Here is a 20,909-nt window from a genome sequence, read left to right as displayed (position 1 = left end):
ACAGCGAGAGAGGCGGACTAAGGTCCTGCCTCTTTACGCGGTTTGAACTGAAATAATCCCATATTTTACATTACTCTAATATAGAAGGATGGTTGTTATGGAACAGACCGAAGGGGGAACGGTAATGAACAGCAAGATCAAGTCACGCCGGCCCTTGAGAGAGAAACATTTCTGGGAAGAATGGACAGGACGGATCTATACGTCGATTTGTGTCGTATTGTTGATCGTTGTCATGTTTTCCATCGTTTATTTTGTGGCGTCCAAGGGTCTCTCAACCTTTTTTAAGGATGGTGTGAGCCTGAGTGAATTCCTGTTCGGCAAAACGTGGAGTCCATCATCAGAACCAGCAGCCTATGGAGCATTACCGTTCATCACCGGTTCCTTCACAACCACCCTGCTGGCCGCTCTGATTGCAAGCCCGCTCAGTTTGTGTGCGGCACTCTTTATGACGGAGATCGTACCGGGTAAAGGGAAAAAGATATTGCAGCCTGCCATTGAATTGTTGTCCGGTATTCCGTCCGTCGTATACGGTTTTATCGGTCTGAGTGTTATTGTGCCTTTATTGCGCAGCATCTTCGGCGGGGCCGGCATCGGGATTGCAGCCGGATGTTTGGTTCTGTCCGTTATGATTCTGCCTACCGTAACAAGTATCATGGCAGACGCTCTGTCTGCTCTGCCAAAAGGCTTGCGTGAGTCGTCCTATGCTCTGGGCGCTACGCGCTGGCAGACGATCTACCGTGTTATTATTCCAACGGTTCTGCCAGCTTTGCTGACAGGGATCGTTCTGGGTATGGCCCGTGCCTTCGGTGAAGCACTGGCGGTACAGATGGTTATCGGTAATGCTCCGCATGTACCGACATCCCTGCTTGAATCAGCTTCCACTTTAACAAGTGTAATCACTCTGAGTATGGGTAACACCACCATGGGTTCTGTTCATAATAATGCGCTCTGGAGTATGGCTCTTGTCTTGCTCGTGATGACGTTTGTATTCGTCATTCTGGTTCGCTTGCTCGAAAGGAGGAACCGGGTATGAAAATGAAGGCGAAAACGGTAGATAAAATTGCTACGTCTGTCATTGTTGTTTTAGCCCTGTTCATCGTAGTATTGCTGCTTGGTTTGCTTGGATTCATCCTGTTTCGGGGAGTGGGACAAATTAACTGGCACTTCCTGACGAGTGCACCGCAATTGCTCAAAGGTGGAGGCGGAATTGGTCCACAGCTCTTCAACTCGATCTTCCTGTTGATCTTAACCCTGATTATTACGATTCCGCTCGGCTGGGGCGGAGGAATTTATATGGCGGAGTACGCTAAGCCAGGCAAGATTACAAGTTTCATCCGATTGGTTGTCGAGGTATTGTCCTCATTCCCGTCGATCGTTATCGGTTTGTTCGGTCTCTTATTGATTGTTAATACGTTCGGTCTTGGCTTCTCCCTGATCTCAGGTGCCATGGCACTCGCGATATTTAACTTACCGCTCATGGTGCGGACTACGGAGCAGGCTTTCCGGGCTGTTCCGAAGGAACAGAAGGAAGCAGGACTGGCACTTGGTTTGTCCAAATGGAAGATCATTACCTCCATCCTGCTGCCTGTGGCGCTGCCAAGCTTGATTACTGGTACAATCCTGGCTTCCGGCCGGATCTTCGGTGAAGCAGCAGCCCTGATGTTTACGGCTGGAATGAGCAGTCCTCCACTGGACTTCACAGACTGGAATCCGACGAGCCCAAGATCGCCGCTCAATCCGTTCCGTCCGGCAGAGACACTTGCCGTTCATATCTGGAAAGTCAACAGTGAAGGCATTGGGCCAGATTCCAAGGAAGTGGCAGCAGGCGCTTCAGCAGTGCTCGTTCTTCTTGTGCTGGCGTTCAATCTGAGTGCACGCTGGATCGGCCGGGTTGTATACCGCCGCATGACAGCTTCGAAATAAGGAGGAACCAACATGGCCATACCTTTCGGTACGGAACAGTTAAGCATATATTATGGACATTTTCAGGCGGTCAAGCAGATCAGTCTGACGTTTCCTGAAGCCAGTGTAACAGCGCTGATCGGGCCGTCCGGCTGCGGGAAATCGACGTTTCTGCGGTCCCTCAACCGCATGAACGATGAAATTTCCGGCTCACGTACAGAGGGACACATCTGGATGGATGGTAAAGACCTGAACGAGCCGGGCACGGACGTTATCAAATTACGCCAGAAAATCGGCATGGTATGGCAGAAGCCTAACCCTTTTCATAAATCCATCTATAACAATATCGCGTTTGGCCCCCGCTACCGCGGTATTAAAGGCAAGAAGGATCTGGATGAAATTGTGGAAAAAAGCTTGCGCCGCGCTGCGCTGTGGGATGAAGTGAAGGACCGACTGAATGAATCGGCCCTGTCCCTCTCTGGTGGACAACAACAGCGTCTGTGTATTGCTCGCGCATTGTCTGTTGATCCTCAAATTTTGCTGCTCGATGAGCCGGCATCTGCACTGGACCCGGTATCTACCGGTAAAGTGGAGGAATTGATTTCCGAGCTGAAGAAGGATCTTCGGATCGTAATCGTAACCCATAACATGCAGCAAGCGGCACGCATCTCGGACTACACAGCTTATTTTTATCTGGGAAGCATGATTGAGCATGGGGATACGGAGCATATCTTTACCAACCCGGACAACCGTTTGACGCAAGAATACATTATGGGACGTTTCGGTTAATTGAAGTACATTGGATAGAGTATAATATAGAGCTATAAATAGAGAAGAGAGCATAACACCCGAACGGGAAGTTTGGGGGTTATGCTTTTTACATTTTAATAATGGTAGAGTTTGCCATAACAAAAACAATCGTGCTACGATAACCAGAGTTACGATGACGTTTGCACGTTTTCAAACCTATCTTCAGAAGATTAAAGATGCAAGACAGATTACCTATAAAATCCGAAGGAGTTGTTGACTGTGGCGACGTCCCTGGACAGCTTGGCAGCTGAGGTTATCACACACTACCCCTTGAAGAATCCATCTGTTTCTTTTATCCGTCACAATGAAAACCTGACGTATCAAGTCGTTGATGAGGCAAGCGGACAAAAGTTTCTGCTGCGTATACATAAGGCTGCTTTTGCGAGCATGACGGGGATTCAGCATACACGCCCGGCACTGGAAGCGGAGATGAATCTTCTCCATGAATTGAAGTCAACTGCCGGATTACGTGTTCAGATTCCCGTTCGTAATTCATCAGGAGATTGGGTTACGGTCTGGCTCTCGGAAAGTGGAGAAGAAATCTGTTGCACGGTGCTCGAATGGATTGAAGGCAGAGACATTCAGCAAGGAGAGCGACTGACTGCGGAGCAAATTCATGACCTGGGGGAGCAGATGCAGACGCTTCATCAGTATGGTCGTGTACATGAGACGTTTGAGACTTCTGGTCAGGGATCAGAGGAGGCGGCCTTCCGGGCAGACCAGACCGATGTTCGCCCATCTTACGGCAGCATCAAGGAAAATCTGAACATGCTCAGACAGCTCGAGGAAGGCGTTCGATTAAGCATTTTTACTCCAGAAGATTTTGAACTGATACGTGAGACATTTGAAAATATCAACAAACAGCTGGAAGCATATTCCCATCATCCGGAGACATGGGGAGTGATTCACGGAGACATCACCCGGGGCAATTTGCTGGTGACGGAACAGGGGATTTCCATGATAGACTTCTGTTTATACGGTTATGGTTACTATCTCTTTGATACCGGAGGTGCGGCCTTGATCTTCAACCGGGAAGAACGGGATGTGTTCCTGTTCGGGTATACGAAACAAAGGGTCCCGCTCACGGAACAAGAGATCAGGCTGATGGAAGGATTCATGCTGATCTTTACGTTTGGCTATTTTGCCTTCCAAATGGGGAACGAGTCCAGGCATGAGTGGATGAAGGATCGGATGCCCAAGCTTTGCAGCAAGTACTGCCGGCCTTATATCCAGAATCAACAAATCTTCTATGATCTATAGCCTATTTCGCAATCAGAAATGAAGACATAACGGCAGCATGCGTCAACCAATGGAAGAGGGCGTCCTGGGATCAGGGGGCTCTTTTTGCGTACGCTTTACTGTGCTTATGTTCGATAAACGCATTTATGAAGAAAGTATAAACTCTGCGGAGGGATGAACATTCTTCACTACAATACAGTTATGGGGAGGATGAAACAGCGATGAGAGACAACATAAACATATTGCTGGTAGAGGATGACATGGAAATTGCCCGCATTTTAATGGACCATCTTCGGCGTGAGGGGTACGGTGTGACTTGGGCTTCGAGTGGTCTGGAGAGCTGGGAAGATTTCAGAGAAGGGACCTATCAACTGGTTTTGTTGGATTTGATGCTGCCAGAAATGGACGGGTTCACGGTATGCAAAAATATCAGACTGATCAGCGACGTTCCGCTGCTCATGATGAGTGCACGCATCGAAGAAGAGAGCAAAGTCAGAGGTCTTGGCCTGGGAGCTGACGATTATATTACCAAGCCATTCAGCCTGGCGGAACTTACAGCCCGTATTGAATCCCATCTTAGCAGATACCGCAGATATCAGGGCAACAAGCCGGATTCAACCCATCAACTATACAACGACGGGTTGTCGATCGACCTATTGAATCAGCGGGTGCAGCTTCATGGGGAAGATGTCGTACTGACCAACAAGGAGTGGGCCTTTTTCACATTGCTCGCATCTCATCCGGGCCGGGCATTCACCAAGGCGGAAATATATGAACATGTATGGAATCGGCCGGTAGCGGGAAGCTCAGGCACGGTTACTGTCCATGTGAAGAGCCTGCGGGCCAAGCTGGGTGATGAGCCCCATCAACCTCGCTGGATTCAGACTGTGTGGGGCAGCGGATACCGATTTGTAGGGGATCCCGTGGAATGAAGCTGAAGTACTGGTTGATGATTGCTTTTCTCATTGTGATGCTGCTGCCTGTCGCCGCAGGCTGGGCTCTATTCTCCCTGTACAACTACTATAACGAACAGCGTGCCGTAACGGAGTATGTGGAGCTATCCGGACGGCTGGCTCCTATTGAGCAGGTATTATCTGACCCGGGTCTGTACCGTCTGCAATCGGCCGATGCCTATGCTCCGCTCTCCAAACTGGCGAATGAACAAGTGAACTTTGACCTGTATTTGCCGTCTGGCATTCGGGTGTATACATCTGGCGGGGATACCTGGTCTGCCGGTGCTTATACTGTCAGGGGATCGGAATTATATCGTGATCTGTACGACATGCAGATTCGTCATCGCACATTTACGCTGAAAAAACCGGTATGGGAAAAGGGCGAGCTGGTTGGCATTTATGAAATCACCATGCTCCGTGGAGAGTGGATCAAAGGCATCTCTATTCGGACAACCTGGGTCATTGGATCCGCCTCCGTTTTCTTTATCCTGTTATATGGCACCGTGCTCTGGCTGCTATCCAGAAAGCTTTTCCGCCCGATGAAACAACTGATGGGCAGAATGCATGCTTTTGCTCGGGGAGAAACCCCTATGAATGATGTATCGATACGTCGTGATGAAATGGGCACGTTGCTGCAGCAATTTGATGCAATGCAGGAAAAAGTCAGACGGACCCGGGCAGAGGTGGAGAAGGAGCAGCAAGAGAAAGAGCTCATGGTCGCTTCGCTGTCTCATGACCTGAAGACACCGTTAATGTCCATTAGTGCCTATGCAGAGGCACTTAGTGTTGATACGCCTTTAGAGCCAATGGAGAGACAGGAGTACCGGGAAGTGCTGTTTGGTAATGTGGAGCGGATGAAACGAATGATTGGTGAACTTGAGATGTACACGGCACTGGGTTCCACTGAATCGGAGATGGCCATGGTTGAGGTGGAAGGTGAAGAATTCTTCGATATGCTGCTTGGGAGTTATGGGGAACTAACCGAGCGTGGACAGATTGGCGTGAAGACGGTTGTCTGCACAAACCATCTGTACCAGGTTCATCCCGAACAGCTGATGCGCCTGACCGATAACTTGATTAACAATGCACTTCGCCACACAAGGATGAATGGTGTAATGGGGCTGGGAGTCATTGCTTCAGATCAGCCGCTGCCGGAATGGATCATGCCTTCGCTGGATTTGGAGTTGAATGAGTACAGGGCGGGATCAACATTGATTCTGGTGCAAAATGAAGGGCCTGCTATTCCTGAAGAACAGCTGCGTCGCATTTTCGAGCCCTATGTTCAACTTCAAAATCAGGAGGAGAAAGGTTATGCAGGAGGTTCGGGTCTGGGATTAAGCATAGCCAAACGGATTGCCATAAAGCACGGAGGGGATATGCGCATGTGGTCATCCGAGGGATACGGAACGCTGGCAGCATGCCGATTGCCTGAAACGCAGAGGTTTTGAACGAAATAAGAGAGGATGAGTGGTATGATGAAAAAAGGATGGATGATGCTAGGAATGGCCTTACTTGCAGGTTCACTGCTCGGGGGTTGTGCGGAGAAGGATATGCTTGGCCTGTCGGGTGATGAGATGATCGAGAAGGTCGTCAGTGCAGAAACGGAACCCGCCTCGTATTACGCCGAAGGTGTTATGAAGGTGTGGTCGGATGACAAACTGAACCACACCATGCATATCAAGGAATGGGTCGACGGAGAGACAGGGCGTAAGCGCACAGAAACAGAGGAGAATGGCAACGTAAGCTACGCGGTCAATAATGGAACGGATATTACCATTTACGAAAAGGAGACGGGTACGGCGTATTCAATGGACGTATCTGCCATGGGACAACAGCCTGAACAGACTCAAAAGCAGATGCTGGTGGATCAGCTGGAACGGTTGCGGGATTCCCATGATGTGGATATGATGGGACAGGAAGAGCTTCACGGGCAGGATGTCATTCACATTAAACTGATGCCAAAAGAAGAAGGCACATTATCCATCTCCTCCGAGTATTGGGTAGACCCCAAAACGTGGATGATTGTTAAAGTCATTAGCACATATGGCGATGAAAAGTCTGAAATGGTCTATGATCCGATTCAATATGATCCTGAATTTTCTGAGGATACGTTCGTGATCGACATCCCCAAGGGGGTTGAAGTGAAGGATCTGAATGATCTAACCCAGAGTTCGGAAGTGAGTCTGGAAGAAGCTGAACAAGCTTTGGGACAACCCTTTCTGCAGGATATGAACGGTGCGCTTGAACTGTCACGGATTGAGATGTATTCATCAAGTGGAGATTTCGGCAGGGATGAAGTGACTTTGTATTATGTCAACAACAACAAGGTGGAAGTGAGTCTGACGGTATTCCAGGCACCGGATGAAAATGGTGATGATACACTGCTGCCTGATGAGTCCAAGATTGAGGTTCGGGACACCGAGGGTTCGTATATGAAGAGCATCCGGAACATATCATGGAGCGAGAATGGACTGCGTTACTCCATCATGGGTGAGAACGAAGAATGGACGAAGGAGAAGCTTCAAGCTTGGGCGAAGGATCTGACACTGCCCAATCAGCCTTAATTTGAATTGTAGGAGAGTGTGAGTCAAGCAATGGATTACACAGAGCATAACAACGGAGAACTGCGGCGTCTCCACCCCAAAGCCAAACAAGCAACAGCCCTGACGGCCTTGACGGTCAATGGGCTGTTGACTCTTCTGGCCATCGCATATCTGATTGTCGCATGGGTTAAGGAGTGGGTGCAGTGGCCGGGATGGATGGGTGTGGGGCTTTTCATCATTTCACTAATCTGGTACACCTGGATTCTGCCCGGATTGCGTTATCGGCATTTCAGTTTTCGGGTTGCTGAAGATGAGCTGGAAATTCATTCAGGATGGCTGTGGCAGACGGACACCATTGTGCCGATGACACGTGTACAGCAAGTGGAACTGGAGAGTGGTCCGCTGCTGCGAAAGTATGGGCTAGCCAAAGTCAGCATCGTTACGGCGGCAGCCACGCTCCACATTGCCGGACTGGAGAGGGAAGAAGCGGAGCAGTTGAAGCGCAATATCGGACATCTGGCCAAGGTGGAAGACCACGATGAATGAACCGAAGCGTCTACATAAGTTGTACGTCTTATTCCCCCTTTTTAGTGTAATGAAGTCCATCATTCCAATCCTCGTTTTGCTCATCATCAAAGGCGTGAACTGGAGCAAGTTTCCCTGGTACGGTTACGCTGCAGCAATTGTAGTAATCGTGCTACCTTTTGTTCTGTATGGGTGGTTTACATGGCGTAAATTCAGCTATACGCTGCAGGAAGATCGAATTGTGCTGCGCCGGGGCATATTTGTCCGGGAGGAGAAATCGATCTATTTTAGCCGGATTCACTCCATCCAGACACAACAGCCTCTGATTCAGCGGATCCTCCGGCTGGCTCAGCTCAAGATTGAGACGCCGGGAGGCAACACAGAGGCGGATGGGGTGCTTCCCGCTCTGGCGATTGCGGAGGCCGAACGGGTAGAGCAATGGCTATATCTGAAACGAAGTGAAGCTGCGAAGAAAGAGGAAGCACCTACCGCAGCCGAATACGCTCATGAGCATGCTCACCATGAAGAGGGAGAATCTCCTGAGCAGAATGAGGGGGCTATACACGAGTCTGCTCCCCTTATGCCGCGGGAGCGGGAGGTTCTGCTGCGGCTGTCAGCCGGCAGACTGTTTGCCGGAGCGTTGACAACGATGAATCTGCCGCTTGTTGTGGTATTTGGTACAGGGGTCTACTCATTCGCAGATGACCTGATCCCGGATCACTTCTACAGCAGTTTGGTTGAACGGGCTGGACAGCTGTCAGCGATCTGGTGGCTCGGACTTGTTCCCGTCATGTTTTTGCTGGCATGGATTTTGTCGGCAGTGCTGTTTACGATCAAATATGCCGGATTTACCGTAGAACAGGAAGGCGGTAATATTACGATTGTCTCCGGTCTGCTCGACCGGAAAAAGCATGTATTTTCTCCCGCTAAGGTGCAGGCAGTGGAGATCAAGGAAGGGCTGCTGCGACAGCCATTTGGTTATGCCGAGGTGGAGATTTTTGTTCTGACTTCAGAGACGGAGAAAAAAATGATGCTGCATCCGCTGCTGCCGCTCCGTGATGTGAATGAGCTGCTCGCCCGAATTGTACCGCAATTCGAATTGCAGCCACCCGTTACATGCCCTCCGAAGAGAGCGCGCTGGCTGTTCCTGCGCTGGAAATTGCTTGGTGCAGCCGTGCTCGGAACGGCGGGAACCGTGTTTCTGGGCCCAACGGGCGCACTGCTGTTTCTCTTATTGCCCATATGCGCCGTGTGGGGATACGGATGCTTCAACGATGAGGGGATGAGTATTCAAGGCAAGCAGCTAACACTTCGCCACCGGACCATATCCCGCAGTACGGCATTAATGCGCCGGCCTCATGTGGTCACGGTGAATACTGTTGCTACGCCTGGACAGCGAAGCAAATCCTTGTTATCCGTCCGGGCGAAACTTATGGTGAATCGAATCGGCTTTAAAGCGGTTTTTCTGGAACGGGAACAGGCCAATGCTGTTAAGGACTGGTTTCGGCAGGCTTCTGCCTTTATGAAGAGATGAAAATCGAATATCACGAAGTATGTACCCATTTAAGGCTGCCGGAATGCCGGCAGTCTTTTTTATGTTTGGGAGGCTAACTAAACGTGATCAACAACGTTTGGCATGATCCATGTTGTTACTGCGAGAAGAGGATGAAATAGGAGATAATACATTTAATGGGATTTTCCTTTCTGTAATTAGATGATTCATTAAGGAGGGATGTAATGGATGAGCAATGATCACAAAAAGGGGGAAGCGGAAACAAGCCGGCGAGGTGGATGGAAACATGCCGGATTGCTGCTTGGTGGGGTAGGCATATCCAATCTGGGGGATTTTATCTACATTGTGGCTATTAATCTGATGGTGCTCAACATGACTCAGTCTCCAGCAGCAGTAGCAGGATTGTGGATCATCTCCCCTATTGCCTCGGTATGCACCAAGTTCTGGTCAGGCAGTCTGATCGATCGCTATGACCAGCGGCAGATGATGATTGGAGCCGATCTGGTGAGAGCTGTACTCGTGGCAATGCTTCCGCTGATGCCGAGTCTATGGATGATGTATGGCGTCATGTTTCTTGTCAGTATGTGTTCCTCCATATTTGTGCCGTCTTCACAGGTATATATTACCCGGCTGGTTCCTGCTGAGCGGCGCAAGCGATTCAATTCCCTGCAGGCGATGATCAGCTCAGGCGCTTTTATTACCGGTCCGGCCATAGCGGGAGTTATGCTGATCTATCTGTCTCCTGTGGCCGCGATCTATGCCAATGCAGCTTCCTTTGTTGTGTCTGCACTGATCCTGATGTTCTTGCCAAGGCTGGGCATTGGAGAGCAGAACCGCGGAACGGGGACAAGGCTAACCCCACGTCTGATTGCACAGGATTGGCGTGCCGTGCTGCACTTCAGTCGTCAATCAGGTTATGTGGTCGGAGTCTATGCTTTGTTCCAGATCATTCTCGTCATCGGCATGTCGCTCGATGCGCAGGAAGTGGTGTTTATCCGTCAAGTAATGAACCTGTCCGAATCGCAGTATGGCGCGTTGATGAGTGTTACCGGAGTTGGCTATTTGGCTGGATCTCTATTGGTTTGGTTATTCGCCAAACACTTTCCTATCCGTCATATGATGGGCGGTGGTGTGCTCCTGGTTGCGCTTGGCTATTTCCTGTTCGCTCGTTCATTTTCGTTCGAGCTTGCAGCATTCGCCTTTATTCTGCTTGGGCTGTGTTCCGCACTGGCGAACACGGGTCTGGTTACCTTTTATCAGAATAATATTCCGGTAGACCTGATGGGGCGGATGAGCAGCGTGCTTGGACTGATGCTGAGTGCTTTACAGGTCATCTCCATTTTGGTAATGGGGGGAGTTGCTGAAGTGATATCCCTTCGGACGGTGTATACGGTTGTTTCAGCAATTCTTACGCTGGGTGCTCTCCTATTGTGGCTTACTAGCTGGTTTCCTTCCAGACAACTATTTTATGGCGAACATGAGTCTTCCAAAAAATCGATCAATAGTTAGGCTTTATACTATACTTAATTGAACAATATTGATGAAGGATGCATATAAATATAAGAGGAACTTTTTAAGATGATAATGATACGTCACTTTTATTGACATTACGTGTGTTGCATATTAATCTGTTATATGAATGATTCATTTGAAAATGATAAGCGTTTGATATGTGTTCGAACGAGTATGTGACCATACAGCGGATGAGAACGAGCGGGAGAGACCTGAGCCGGCCAAGGGTAATAATATGGCTGCCAGGCACCGAAGGAGCAAGCTGCTGCGCACCCGGCGCAGTGGTTAATCTCTCAGGTAAATGTACCATCGTTGGACGCAACTCTGGAGAGTGCGCGGTTGCGCCACCCAAGGGGTATATGATGAGAACGGTATGCCGATTGCGGCTGCCCCTGATCATGAAACTCTCAGGTAACGAGGACAGAGAGAGGGCCTAAGGCCTTCTACTGTCCTTTTTTGATGTCATCATTCAGTAATGAAGGAACATTATGGTGCATGTCTGGATGGATATGACGATATGGAGGGGTGCAGGATGCGTTTTAAAGATGTTTTTTCGATTATTGGTCCGTCGATGACGGGTCCTTCAAGTTCACATACAGCTGGGGCAGCAAGGCTGGGGAGAATTGCGCGTCAGTGGCTGGGATGTACCCCGGAACGTGCCAGGCTGACATTGTACGGTTCATTTGCTGATACGTACCAGGGTCATGGTACGGATCTGGCACTGATCGGCGGTTTGCTTGACTATGCCACGGATGATCCGCGTATACCGGACGCCGAGGAATATGCGGAGCAAGCGGGTATGGAGGTTGAATTCTTTACGAGTGGACTACCTGCTCCGCATCCCAATACGGTCAAGATCGAGTTGTGGTACGGTGAGCGTCAATGCTCGCTGATTGGTGCTTCCATTGGTGGCGGCAGCGTATCGGTGCATTCGCTCAATGATTTCCGTGTACAGATCAGTGGAGAGTTTCCAACACTGGTTCTGCGCCATTCGGACAAAGCAGGGGTGCTCGCCTCGGTTACGTCTACGATCAGTTCGTCAGGTGTTAACATCGGTTACATGCAAGTGGACCGGAAAGCCCGGGATGGCGAAGCGCTGACTGCGATGGAAATGGACGGAGCGCCAAGTCCGGAAATGTTGAACCGCTTGCGGTCACTGGATCATGTGCTGGATATTCGCGTTATTGATTTGAAGAAAGGGGTGGATCCGAATGCGGTTTAAGCACTTGCACGAATTGAATACCATCTGTACAGCTGAATCCAAAACCATTGCTGAGCTGATGATTGAGGAGCAGGTTCAGGAGACCAATACGCCTGAAGCAGATGTTGTACGGCAAATGTCAGAGTACTATCAGGTGATGAAGGAGGCTGTGCAGAAAGGGCTGACAGAGGATACAACTTCACGCAGTGGCTTGACCGGCGGAGACGGCAAGAAAATGGCGGAGTATATTCGTCAAGGCGAAACCTGTTCGGGTGATGCTTCTGCACTTGCGATGGCATATGCCCTTTGTGTGTCTGAAGTCAATGCTTCCATGGGCCGGATCGTGGCTACGCCGACAGCAGGTTCGTGTGGCATTATCCCGGGGGTATTTATCAGCTCCCAAGAGCGATTCGGCTGGAGTGATGAGCATCTGGTGAACGGCCTATTCTGTGCAGGTGCGATTGGATATGTTATTGCCAACAACTCGTTTATTTCCGGTGCTGAAGGCGGCTGTCAGGCTGAAGTCGGTTCTGCGATCGGCATGGCTGCCGGTGCCATGGTCGAACTGCGCGGAGGGACACCGGAGCAGGTTGTTCATGCGGTAGGTCTCGCGTTAAAAAATACACTGGGCCTCATCTGCGATCCGGTTGCAGGCCTCGTGGAAATCCCGTGCATCGTCCGTAACGGACTGGGCGCCGTAACAGCTCTGGCTGCGGCCGACATGGCACTGGCCGGAGTACGAAGTGCCATACCATCGGACGAAGTCATTGACGTCATGCTGGAGGTGGGCAGTGCAATGCCGAGCAGGCATCGGGAGACAGCGCAGGGTGGATTGGCCCAGACGCCAACGGGGCGGAAAATGATGGAGAAGCTGGCCAAACCGAAGGCGAAGCGTGCAGAGCCTGAGGAGGAGATGGGAAACGCTCGGGGAAATTCGGAAGAGCAGGCTTAGAACCGAGCAGCTAAGGCGAGCATTCATCATAGAAAACAAATAAAACAAGCGTCCGCTGGCCCTTTTACAGGTCATACAGGACGCTTGTTTTCGATTCAGGAAATCTGAATTAGCTCCTTTGGTATTAATAAGTAGAGGGAAGGTCGTGTACTCTAAAGTGCATGCAAAGTGACTACTTGTATCGAGTGATCTCCGTACTTAATACGGCATAACCATAAGCAGGCAGCTCAATCGCCAGAACATTGCCGTCCCTGGCTGTACGATGGTTGCCGTCCAATAATTCGGTCCATTCGCCTGTACCTGCATCCAGTTCAATGATCGCCGTCTCCTCCGAACGATTGAACAGAATGAGAATGCGTTCCTCATCACTCTGCCGTTCCAGGACCAGCTGGCTTCCTTCTGCCCGAGCCTGCAGGAATCGCACTTTGCCTTCTGCGCGCAGAGCGGGGTGAGCATGACGAAGCGCAATGAGCTGTTGATAAAAGGCTAACAACTCGCGGTCCTGCTTGGCTTCATCCCACTCCATGCATTTCCGGCAGCCCGGGTCAGCTCCACCATCCAGCCCAATCTCGTCTCCGTAATAGATGCACGGCGTTCCTATGTAAGTAAACTGGAATAGCGCCGCCAGTTTCATTTTGCGCTGGTCACCTTCACATAGCGTCAGCAGCCTTGGGGTATCATGGCTGTCCAACAGGTTGAACGCCACTTCGCTGGCTTGCAGCGGATAACGTGACAATTGCCGGCCGATGGAGTTCGCGAACGTCTCGGCATTCATTTTATTTTTCACAAAGAAACCATTCACGGCATCGGTAAACGGATAGTTCATGGAGGCATCGAACTGGTCGCCTTGCAGCCAGGCCGAGGATTCATTCCATATCTCACCGAGAATGTACGCATCAGGATTCGCAGCTTTCACTACCCGGCGGAATTCTCGCCAGAATGCATCATCCACTTCGTCCGCGACATCCAGTCGCCAGCCGTCCATGCCCACTTCCTTGATCCAATACTCGGCAACCTTCAGCAGATAGTCTTTCACCTCGGGATTTTCTGTGTTCAGCTTGGGCATGTGAGGCTCGAAACCAAAGGTTTCATAGGTAGGGATACCATCTTTCACATCAAGCGGGAACTCATGTACGTGGAACCAGTCTTTGTACTTGGACTTCTCTCCGTTCTCCTGCACGTCCACAAAGGGCGCAAACGTCTTCCCGGAATGATTGAACACCGCGTCCAGAAGCACCCGGATGCCGCGTTCATGGCACAGCTTAACCAGCCGTTTCACTGTATCTGCATCACCGAAATGCCGATCTACCCGCAGATAGTCTTCGGTATCATATTTATGGTTGGTGGTTGCTTCGAAGATGGGGGTAAAATAGATGGCGTTAATACCCAGCTCGCTGAGATAGTCCAGATGATCAATCACACCCTGGAGGTCGCCTCCGAAAAAGTTGGACGGTGTTGGTTCGCCGCCCCAGGGCTCGACATTCTCCGGATTAAGGTCAGGGTTTCCGTTGGCAAACCGCTCTGGAAAGATCTGATAGAAGACAGCATCCTTGACCCACTCAGGCGGCGTGAAGAGCGCACCCGGGTGAATATAGGGGAACTGAAACATCTGCCCTGGATCGTCAGGTTCGTCTTCCTGGAAATCCGTTTCGGACATCCAGATCTGCTCGTCTCCGCTTTTCAGCAAAAAGGAGTATTTAAGACGATGATATGGAGGCTTCACTTCACCCTCATAGTAGTCGAACATGGAATCGGAGGTGAACTTGGCCAATGGAATCAACTCTTTGGTGTTTTCCCATGCGTATTTATCACCCGTCATGGCGTATACCTCGGTGAGATCATTCTTTTTGGCACGCAGACGCAGGCGAACGGTATCCTTATCGTAGGCGTACGCCCAGTTTCGTTTGGGTTGGTGATAGATGGCTTCCAGCAGCATGTTAAAATTCCTCCCCTTTTCACATATGGTATGTACTTGATAGACCTCAAGGCATGACATTTCTACAGCTGAAGATTAAGGTATAATACAAATAAAAGTAACAGACTATTCCTTAGTTGGAGCATTGTTCGTTATACATACAGCTTACTCCATTATGTTCAGATATATAATTAACCCAAAGGGTGCAGAAAGGAAACGAATTTACGCATGAAAACAAAACTGCTATACATTGAGGACGATACGGAAATCGCTACATGGGTCAGAGCAGACCTGGAGGAGCGTGGTTATGAGGTCGTATGGCTGGGAAGTGGAGAAGGCGCTGCTGAAGCTGCCGGGGACTGCTCGCTGATCATTTTGGATGTCATGCTGCCAGGGCTGGATGGATTCACGGTGGGACAGAGGCTGAAAAAGGAACATCCTTCCGTGCCTATCGTCATGCTCTCGGCCAGAACGTCCATTGATGACAAGCTGCATGGGCTTGATTTTGCCGATGATTATGTAACCAAGCCGTTTCACCCCGATGAACTCGCTGCGCGAATTGAAGTCCAGCTGCGAAAGGCAGGGACTACGGTTTCCTCGGATGCTGCTCTGAAGCTGGATCACCTGTCCATCTATGAGAAGGACAATCGGATTGTCAATGAGGAGACGGGGGAGGAGATCATTTTATCGGGAAAACAGTTTCACATCTTCGCATACCTGCTCAGGCATATGGGCATGATCCGTACGAAGGAACAGATTTATGAAGCTGTATGGAACGAGCCCTACCTGGATGGGGATAAGACATTAATGGTACATATTCGCCATCTGCGCGAGAAGCTTGAGATCGATCCAGCCAATCCGTCAGTGATTCAAACCGTGCGCGGGGTTGGATATCGTGTGAAGAAACCATGATCGGGCGGTTTAGAAAGCAGGAGAACCTGAAAGATCAGAGTGAAGGAAAAAAGACCGGGAAACGAAAGTTTCGATTTGGCCAATCGCTTATGTCCCGTTATATGATTCTGATCTTGTGTGCCGTTTTATTTGTTCCCGTCGTACTTCCCATCACCTCCATCGTATATGTGGTGATTGTGAATAACATGGGCAAGAGCAGCAATACCGCTCCTTACGGTGATGTTAACCATATAAGCAATCTTTGGTCGAAAGAATCGATGAAGCTGGATGAGGCAGCGCCTGCCCAGATCGATAAACGCATGAAGCAGTTACAAGCCAAGTATCCCAAATCATCAATGTACCGGGTAAACGAAAAAGGGGAGACCGCGTTTATCATCGGGGGGGAAGGCGTGGAAGTATCAGAATCTCCGGCGAATGGAACGACAATGACTACATTGAAATGGACGCTGAATAATCAGAAGAAGGAAGAAACTCGAATTCCTGCAGTATGGGACGTAGCCAAAACCTTGCAATTCATGAAGGAAGCCAACTACCGTGATCCGCTGACTGTTGTTTCATTTATAGGTGGAGGGGATCAGGACAAGGGAAAAGGCTTTATGGTGATTGAAGTACCGCGATATTTACTCCAAAAGCCTCAAAGCAACTGGCCGATGGAACTCTTGTATCTCGGGTTGCTCATGACCATCATTTTTCTGCTATTTATTGTGATGTCGATACTGTTCTTCGCACGGATTCGCAAACGGCTTATCCGTCTGCAGACAGCCATGATCACTCCAGGCAAGGAAGGCATTCCGCTCCCCGTCGATATCCGCAGATCGGACGAGATTGGCCAGCTGGAGGATTCATTCAACCAGATGGTGTATCAGCTGACAGACAGCCGCCACAGGGAACGCGAGGAGGAACAGTTCCGCAAACGTCTCATTGCAGGACTGTCTCACGACTTGCGCACGCCTCTAACGGTCATCCGTGGACATATGCATGCTCTTCACAAGGAAGTGCTCAGCGATAAGGGCATCAGCTCATTGTCACGCATGGAGGCCAAGATGGATGATCTAAGTGGACTTATTGATAACATGTTATCGTACAATCTGCTTGCAAGCGGAAAGTATACCCTAAAACTGGAGGAGAAGGATGTCCTTCGAATCGTTAGGGAAACGGCTGCGGCATGGTACCCCGTATGGGAGAAGGAGCAGTTCTACATCGATATTGACCTGCCGGATGAACCGCTGATCTGGCGGGTGGATGAACAGGGCATGCGTCGTATTCTGGATAACCTGTTACAGAATGTGATCCGGTATGCAGGGGATGGGAAGTACATCGGCATAACCACAGAACGGATTCAGGAAAGGACGGCCTTGGTGATTCGGGATAAGGGGCCGGGGATGCAGCATGAAATAGGGGCAAAAGGTACAGGTCTCGGGCTGTCTATTGTGGATCTGCTCGTTCGCGAGATGGGTCTGCGCAAGAAGGTGGACAGCTCGCCGGAGGGCGTTCGGATATTTATCTACTGATTCGATTAGGTGAAGCAGAAACACGATTTAAACTAAACTTAAACTTCGGATTACTTTAGATTTAACCTTGGGCAGTTACGATGATATCCGAGGTGATCAAACAGTGAGTGATAACATTATTCAAACGGCTAACTTATGGAAAACATATCGGGATCGTGCAGCGGTTCGCGAATTGGATCTGCATATTAAGAAAGGGGATATCTACGGTTTCCTGGGGCCTAACGGTGCGGGTAAAACAACAACCATCCGCATGCTGCTGGGCTTGATCAAACCGACAAAAGGCGTCATTCGTGTCTTCGACAAAGACATTCGGAAGGATCGCATGGATATCCTGCGCCGTGTCGGTTCGCTCGTGGAGTACCCGTCCTACTACGGCCATCTGAATGCAGTGGAGAATCTGGAGGCATTGCGCCGGATCCTGAACGTGCCCAAATCGAGAATTGCCGAGGTACTGTCCATTGTTGATCTGACAAAGGATGCGAAGCGCTCGGTGAAAGGATATTCGCTCGGCATGAAGCAGAGGCTGGGGATTGCAAGTGCTCTGCTGGGAGAACCGGAACTGCTGATTTTGGATGAACCTACGAATGGGCTGGATCCAGCGGGGATTCAGGAGATCCGGGAGTTAATTAAACGCATGCCGCTGGAACATGGCATTACAGTATTGGTATCGAGTCACTTGCTCAGTGAAGTGGAGCAGATGGCCAGCCGGGTAGGGATTATTCGCGAAGGCAAAATGGTGCTTCAGGATACAATTGCAAACCTGCATAGCCAGACAGGCAGTTCCATCCGATTGACCGTCTCCGAGCCGGAGGAAGCCATGAAGCTGGCGAGAGAACAAGGGCAATTCGGTCAGCGGCAGGGGTCTGAACTTACTTTCCCATACATGGACAACAGTGCCATAGCGCTGCTGGTGCGCAGACTGGTTGAGCAGGATCACGCCATCTATCGGGTGGAGGAGCACCGTCAGTCGCTCGAAGATCTCTTCATGCGGGTGATTGGTGAGGGGGCAATGGTATGACGGGACGTGCACTATCGTCAGACTGGCTCAAAATTCGTGGCAAAGGTATCTGGTTTCTTGTTTTTCTTGCACCCATTGGACTTACGTTAATGCAGGCTCTGAATTTCGGATTGCGCCTGGATTATCTAAAAGGGGTATTCGGCGATGACATGTGGAACGGGCTTTTGGAGAATGTGGTTGTTTTTGTGCCGCTTGCATTGATGCTGGGAGCAACAATCCTGAGCTCCATGATTGCCAACGTTGAACATGAGCAAGGTTCATGGAAGCAGCTTCTGGCCATGCCGATTCCGAGACCGGCGGTATATCTGGCCAAATTCCTTTTGGCGTGTGTGCTGCTTGTCATCTCTTGTCTGCTCCTAACAGCCGGAATCGTCATTCTGGGTCTGGTGTTCGGCTTCGACGCGGGAGAAATCCCATGGGGACAGGCAATCAAGCTGGGGCTGCTTCCACTGGCTGGAGCACTCCCCGTATTGTCGATAGAGCTGTGGCTCACCATGATTGCCAAAAATCAGGCGCTTCCGGTTACCCTTGGTATTGTGCTTGCCATCACAGGGATGTTCTCCCTTAGTATCTCACCAAGCTTCCCGCTCGCATGGGCACAGATGGCATGGAATGGACCGAATCCATTCATGTACGCAGGGATGGGGTTAGCTGCGGGAATCCTGATTATGCTCCTTGGAATGATGCATTTCAGCCGGAAGGATGTGGCCTAGGATGAACTTTGCTACGACGTATTTCCGAATCCTGTCTGCTGAACGGCTGAAAATGGGCAAGTCTCCTGTATGGCTCCTGATTCTGCTGAGTCCATTATTGGCCCTGCTTATTGGGCTGCTCAGTGAGCCGTCAGGACAGTGGGAAGTCCTTTTGGGAACGATGGTCTTTTTGCATGGAATGCTGCTCATGCCCATTCTGACCGGCGTATTCACCTCGTTTGTCTGTCGCTTTGAACATGCAGGCGGGGGATGGAAGCAAATGTTGGTACTGCCACTCACCCGCACAGGTGTTTATGCAGGCAAGTTAACCATTGTCCTTTTGCTTTTGGTGGGAACTCAAGTGTTGCTGCTGGGATCCATTCTGCTGGCAGGATGGATTCAGGGCATAACGGAGCCTGTGCCATGGGCATTCATTGGAGGCAAATTGCTGCTTGGTTTGTTCGCCTGCCTGCCCCTTGCTGCACTGCAAATGTTTGTTTCCCTGATATGGAGCAGCTTCGCTGCACCACTGGCTTTGAATTTTGCCTTAACCGTCCCCAATATACTGATTGTAAACTCGGCTACGTTCGGCCCATTTTATCCTTGGGCTCAGCCGATGATCCTGATGACACCGACGGAAGGCGGTGGATTCGGAGCCTATAACGTTCCACTTGGTACACTCCTTACTGTCGTTGGAGGAAGCGCAGTGGTCTTCATTTTAATTGGCGTTCTCTACTTTAGAAAAAAAGAAATATAAAGATTCCAATAACCCAATCTGATTCTCGTTAGAATTAAGATCCCCCGCAGCCACTATCCGAGTATATATTCGTGAGGCCGCGGGGGATGTATTTCATCTTCTGACCCAGCCATCATGAATTGTGAGTTCTCGAACAACCTTCGCTGGCGTTCCTGCAACCAACGTATTTTCAGGTACATCTTTGGTAACAGTACTCCCCGCGGCGACCACTGCATTCTTTCCGATGGTAACGCCAGGGAGAATTAATGATCCGGTTCCGATCCAGGCATTGTCGTGAATGACAATTTTTTTGGCCATGTTGCTTCCATCATCAAGGGAGTCAATTCGATGGTAGGCACTATCAAATATGCTCGTTCGTGGTCCGATCATGACGTTATTGCCGATGGTGATTTCGATGTTGGCCGCAATTCCCACGCCGGCATTAATCATAACGTCATCCCCTATGATTAACCGTGCCCCTTTAACAACGGTTAGCTGCGTCCCCCAGGGTTTTCCGATGATATTGAGTCGTTTCCCCACATGGAGATCACCGAATTTATTTAAATACACCTTGCCTCTTATACGTGGCAATAATCCAAGCGATGGCTGGATTTTTCCAAACAAAGCCATTCCCCGAACCTTCCCGTAAGCAACTTTAACTCTGTTCGGCAGCATGATCTCCATCCTCTCCATATCTAGCAACGTCCTGTTGAGATAGGTTTCTTATACCTGTACAGGCACGTCCTTTGTGTATCGATTATAGCCTAAATGATACAAATTGTATCTGAGACATTGTAACTAATATCCAGATTTTCTAAGGCGATTTGCATACTGAGACATCCATTTCAATCTGCTTAAATTAAAGAATTAAAAATTCCATCTTTTTCAAATGGGAATATTACAATTTGATACGAGATTGTAAGCAAAGTTAAACTGGAATCTGGTAAACTGAAAAAAGTTGTTTCTTGTCAGCCT

The 20,909-nt window shown here is 49.8% G+C and carries 19 protein-coding genes and 1 riboswitch; of the genes, 17 read left to right on the top strand and 2 right to left on the bottom strand.

The window, feature by feature from the left end:
* The first annotated feature begins 97 nt into the window (after positions 1–97).
* The 12 genes from pstC to sdaAA all read left to right on the top strand — a co-directional run bounded on the left by pstC (position 98) and on the right by sdaAA (position 13,150).
* Entirely contained in the window at positions 98–1,033 is a 936-nt protein-coding gene (gene pstC / locus AB3N00_RS25685; RefSeq protein WP_236146679.1) for a phosphate ABC transporter permease subunit PstC, read from the top strand.
* A 2-nt stretch (positions 1,034–1,035) separates the two neighbouring features.
* Positions 1,036–1,923: a phosphate ABC transporter permease PstA gene (gene pstA / locus AB3N00_RS25680; RefSeq protein WP_175395944.1), complete on the top strand. Its 888-nt coding sequence runs from the start codon at positions 1,036–1,038 to the stop codon at positions 1,921–1,923.
* A 12-nt stretch (positions 1,924–1,935) separates the two neighbouring features.
* Complete coding sequence (pstB, locus tag AB3N00_RS25675; protein WP_175395826.1) at positions 1,936–2,691, top strand: phosphate ABC transporter ATP-binding protein PstB; 756 nt, start codon at positions 1,936–1,938, stop codon at positions 2,689–2,691.
* Positions 2,692–2,931: 240 nt separating this feature from the next.
* Positions 2,932–3,972 carry a phosphotransferase enzyme family protein gene (locus AB3N00_RS25670; protein ID WP_413037105.1) on the top strand — a complete coding sequence of 347 codons (1,041 nt, stop codon included), beginning with the start codon at positions 2,932–2,934 and terminating at the stop codon, positions 3,970–3,972.
* A gap of 200 nt (positions 3,973–4,172) precedes the next feature.
* Positions 4,173–4,883 (top strand): response regulator transcription factor, encoded by a 711-nt coding sequence (locus AB3N00_RS25665; protein ID WP_413037104.1) that lies wholly within the window; start codon positions 4,173–4,175, stop codon positions 4,881–4,883.
* On the top strand, positions 4,880–6,352 hold the full coding sequence (locus AB3N00_RS25660; RefSeq protein ID WP_413037103.1) for an ATP-binding protein: 1,473 nt from the start codon (positions 4,880–4,882) through the stop codon (positions 6,350–6,352). The genes AB3N00_RS25665 and AB3N00_RS25660 overlap by 4 nt, the downstream gene beginning before the upstream one ends.
* Positions 6,353–6,379: 27 nt before the next feature.
* On the top strand, positions 6,380–7,468 hold the full coding sequence (locus tag AB3N00_RS25655) for a LolA family protein (RefSeq protein ID WP_413037102.1): 1,089 nt from the start codon (positions 6,380–6,382) through the stop codon (positions 7,466–7,468).
* Positions 7,469–7,498: 30 nt separating this feature from the next.
* On the top strand, positions 7,499–7,993 hold the full coding sequence (locus tag AB3N00_RS25650; protein ID WP_413037101.1) for a PH domain-containing protein: 495 nt from the start codon (positions 7,499–7,501) through the stop codon (positions 7,991–7,993).
* Positions 7,986–9,506 (top strand): PH domain-containing protein, encoded by a 1,521-nt coding sequence (locus tag AB3N00_RS25645; protein ID WP_413037100.1) that lies wholly within the window; start codon positions 7,986–7,988, stop codon positions 9,504–9,506. Before AB3N00_RS25650 ends, AB3N00_RS25645 begins: the two co-directional genes overlap by 8 nt.
* Before the next feature lie 207 nt (positions 9,507–9,713).
* The gene (locus tag AB3N00_RS25640; protein WP_413037099.1) at positions 9,714–10,994 is read left to right on the top strand and encodes an MFS transporter; all 1,281 of its coding nucleotides are present in this window, start codon (positions 9,714–9,716) and stop codon (positions 10,992–10,994) included.
* Between the two features lie 195 nt (positions 10,995–11,189).
* Positions 11,190–11,315: riboswitch (glycine riboswitch) on the top strand.
* Between the two features lie 214 nt (positions 11,316–11,529).
* A complete protein-coding gene (sdaAB, locus tag AB3N00_RS25635) occupies positions 11,530–12,219 on the top strand; it encodes an L-serine ammonia-lyase, iron-sulfur-dependent subunit beta (RefSeq protein ID WP_413037098.1) in 690 nt (229 codons plus the stop codon).
* A complete protein-coding gene (sdaAA, locus tag AB3N00_RS25630; RefSeq protein ID WP_413037097.1) occupies positions 12,209–13,150 on the top strand; it encodes an L-serine ammonia-lyase, iron-sulfur-dependent, subunit alpha in 942 nt (313 codons plus the stop codon). The genes sdaAB and sdaAA overlap by 11 nt, the downstream gene beginning before the upstream one ends.
* 172 nt (positions 13,151–13,322) lie before the next feature.
* Here sdaAA and AB3N00_RS25625 read toward each other — a convergent pair whose 3' ends face one another.
* Positions 13,323–15,086 carry an alpha-glycosidase gene (locus AB3N00_RS25625; RefSeq protein WP_413037096.1) on the bottom strand — a complete coding sequence of 588 codons (1,764 nt, stop codon included), beginning with the start codon at positions 15,084–15,086 and terminating at the stop codon, positions 13,323–13,325.
* Positions 15,087–15,293: 207 nt separating this feature from the next.
* Between AB3N00_RS25625 and AB3N00_RS25620 the strand changes: the two genes are divergently transcribed.
* The 5 genes from AB3N00_RS25620 (at position 15,294) to AB3N00_RS25600 (ending at position 19,955) form a co-directional block, all read left to right on the top strand.
* The gene (locus AB3N00_RS25620) at positions 15,294–15,977 is read left to right on the top strand and encodes a response regulator transcription factor (RefSeq protein ID WP_413037095.1); all 684 of its coding nucleotides are present in this window, start codon (positions 15,294–15,296) and stop codon (positions 15,975–15,977) included.
* A gap of 89 nt (positions 15,978–16,066) precedes the next feature.
* Positions 16,067–17,488 carry an ATP-binding protein gene (locus AB3N00_RS25615; RefSeq protein WP_413037094.1) on the top strand — a complete coding sequence of 474 codons (1,422 nt, stop codon included), beginning with the start codon at positions 16,067–16,069 and terminating at the stop codon, positions 17,486–17,488.
* Positions 17,489–17,591: 103 nt separating this feature from the next.
* Positions 17,592–18,506, top strand: a complete 915-nt coding sequence (locus AB3N00_RS25610) for an ABC transporter ATP-binding protein (RefSeq protein ID WP_413037093.1) — start codon at positions 17,592–17,594, stop codon at positions 18,504–18,506.
* Positions 18,503–19,219: an ABC transporter permease gene (locus tag AB3N00_RS25605; protein WP_413037092.1), complete on the top strand. Its 717-nt coding sequence runs from the start codon at positions 18,503–18,505 to the stop codon at positions 19,217–19,219. Before AB3N00_RS25610 ends, AB3N00_RS25605 begins: the two co-directional genes overlap by 4 nt.
* Before the next feature lies 1 nt (position 19,220).
* Complete coding sequence (locus tag AB3N00_RS25600) at positions 19,221–19,955, top strand: ABC transporter permease (RefSeq protein WP_413037091.1); 735 nt, start codon at positions 19,221–19,223, stop codon at positions 19,953–19,955.
* A 93-nt stretch (positions 19,956–20,048) separates the two neighbouring features.
* Here AB3N00_RS25600 and AB3N00_RS25595 read toward each other — a convergent pair whose 3' ends face one another.
* Positions 20,049–20,609 (bottom strand): acyltransferase, encoded by a 561-nt coding sequence (locus AB3N00_RS25595; protein ID WP_413037090.1) that lies wholly within the window; start codon positions 20,607–20,609, stop codon positions 20,049–20,051.
* Between the last annotated feature and the right edge of the window lie 300 nt (positions 20,610–20,909).

Origin of the sequence: Paenibacillus xylanilyticus, assembly GCF_047246825.1 — a bacterium.
GTDB classification, from domain to species: Bacteria; Bacillota; Bacilli; order Paenibacillales; family Paenibacillaceae; genus Paenibacillus; species Paenibacillus xylanilyticus_B.
The sequence above is the reverse complement of the archived record's forward strand: the minus strand, read 5'-3'. Positions and strand labels throughout refer to the sequence as shown.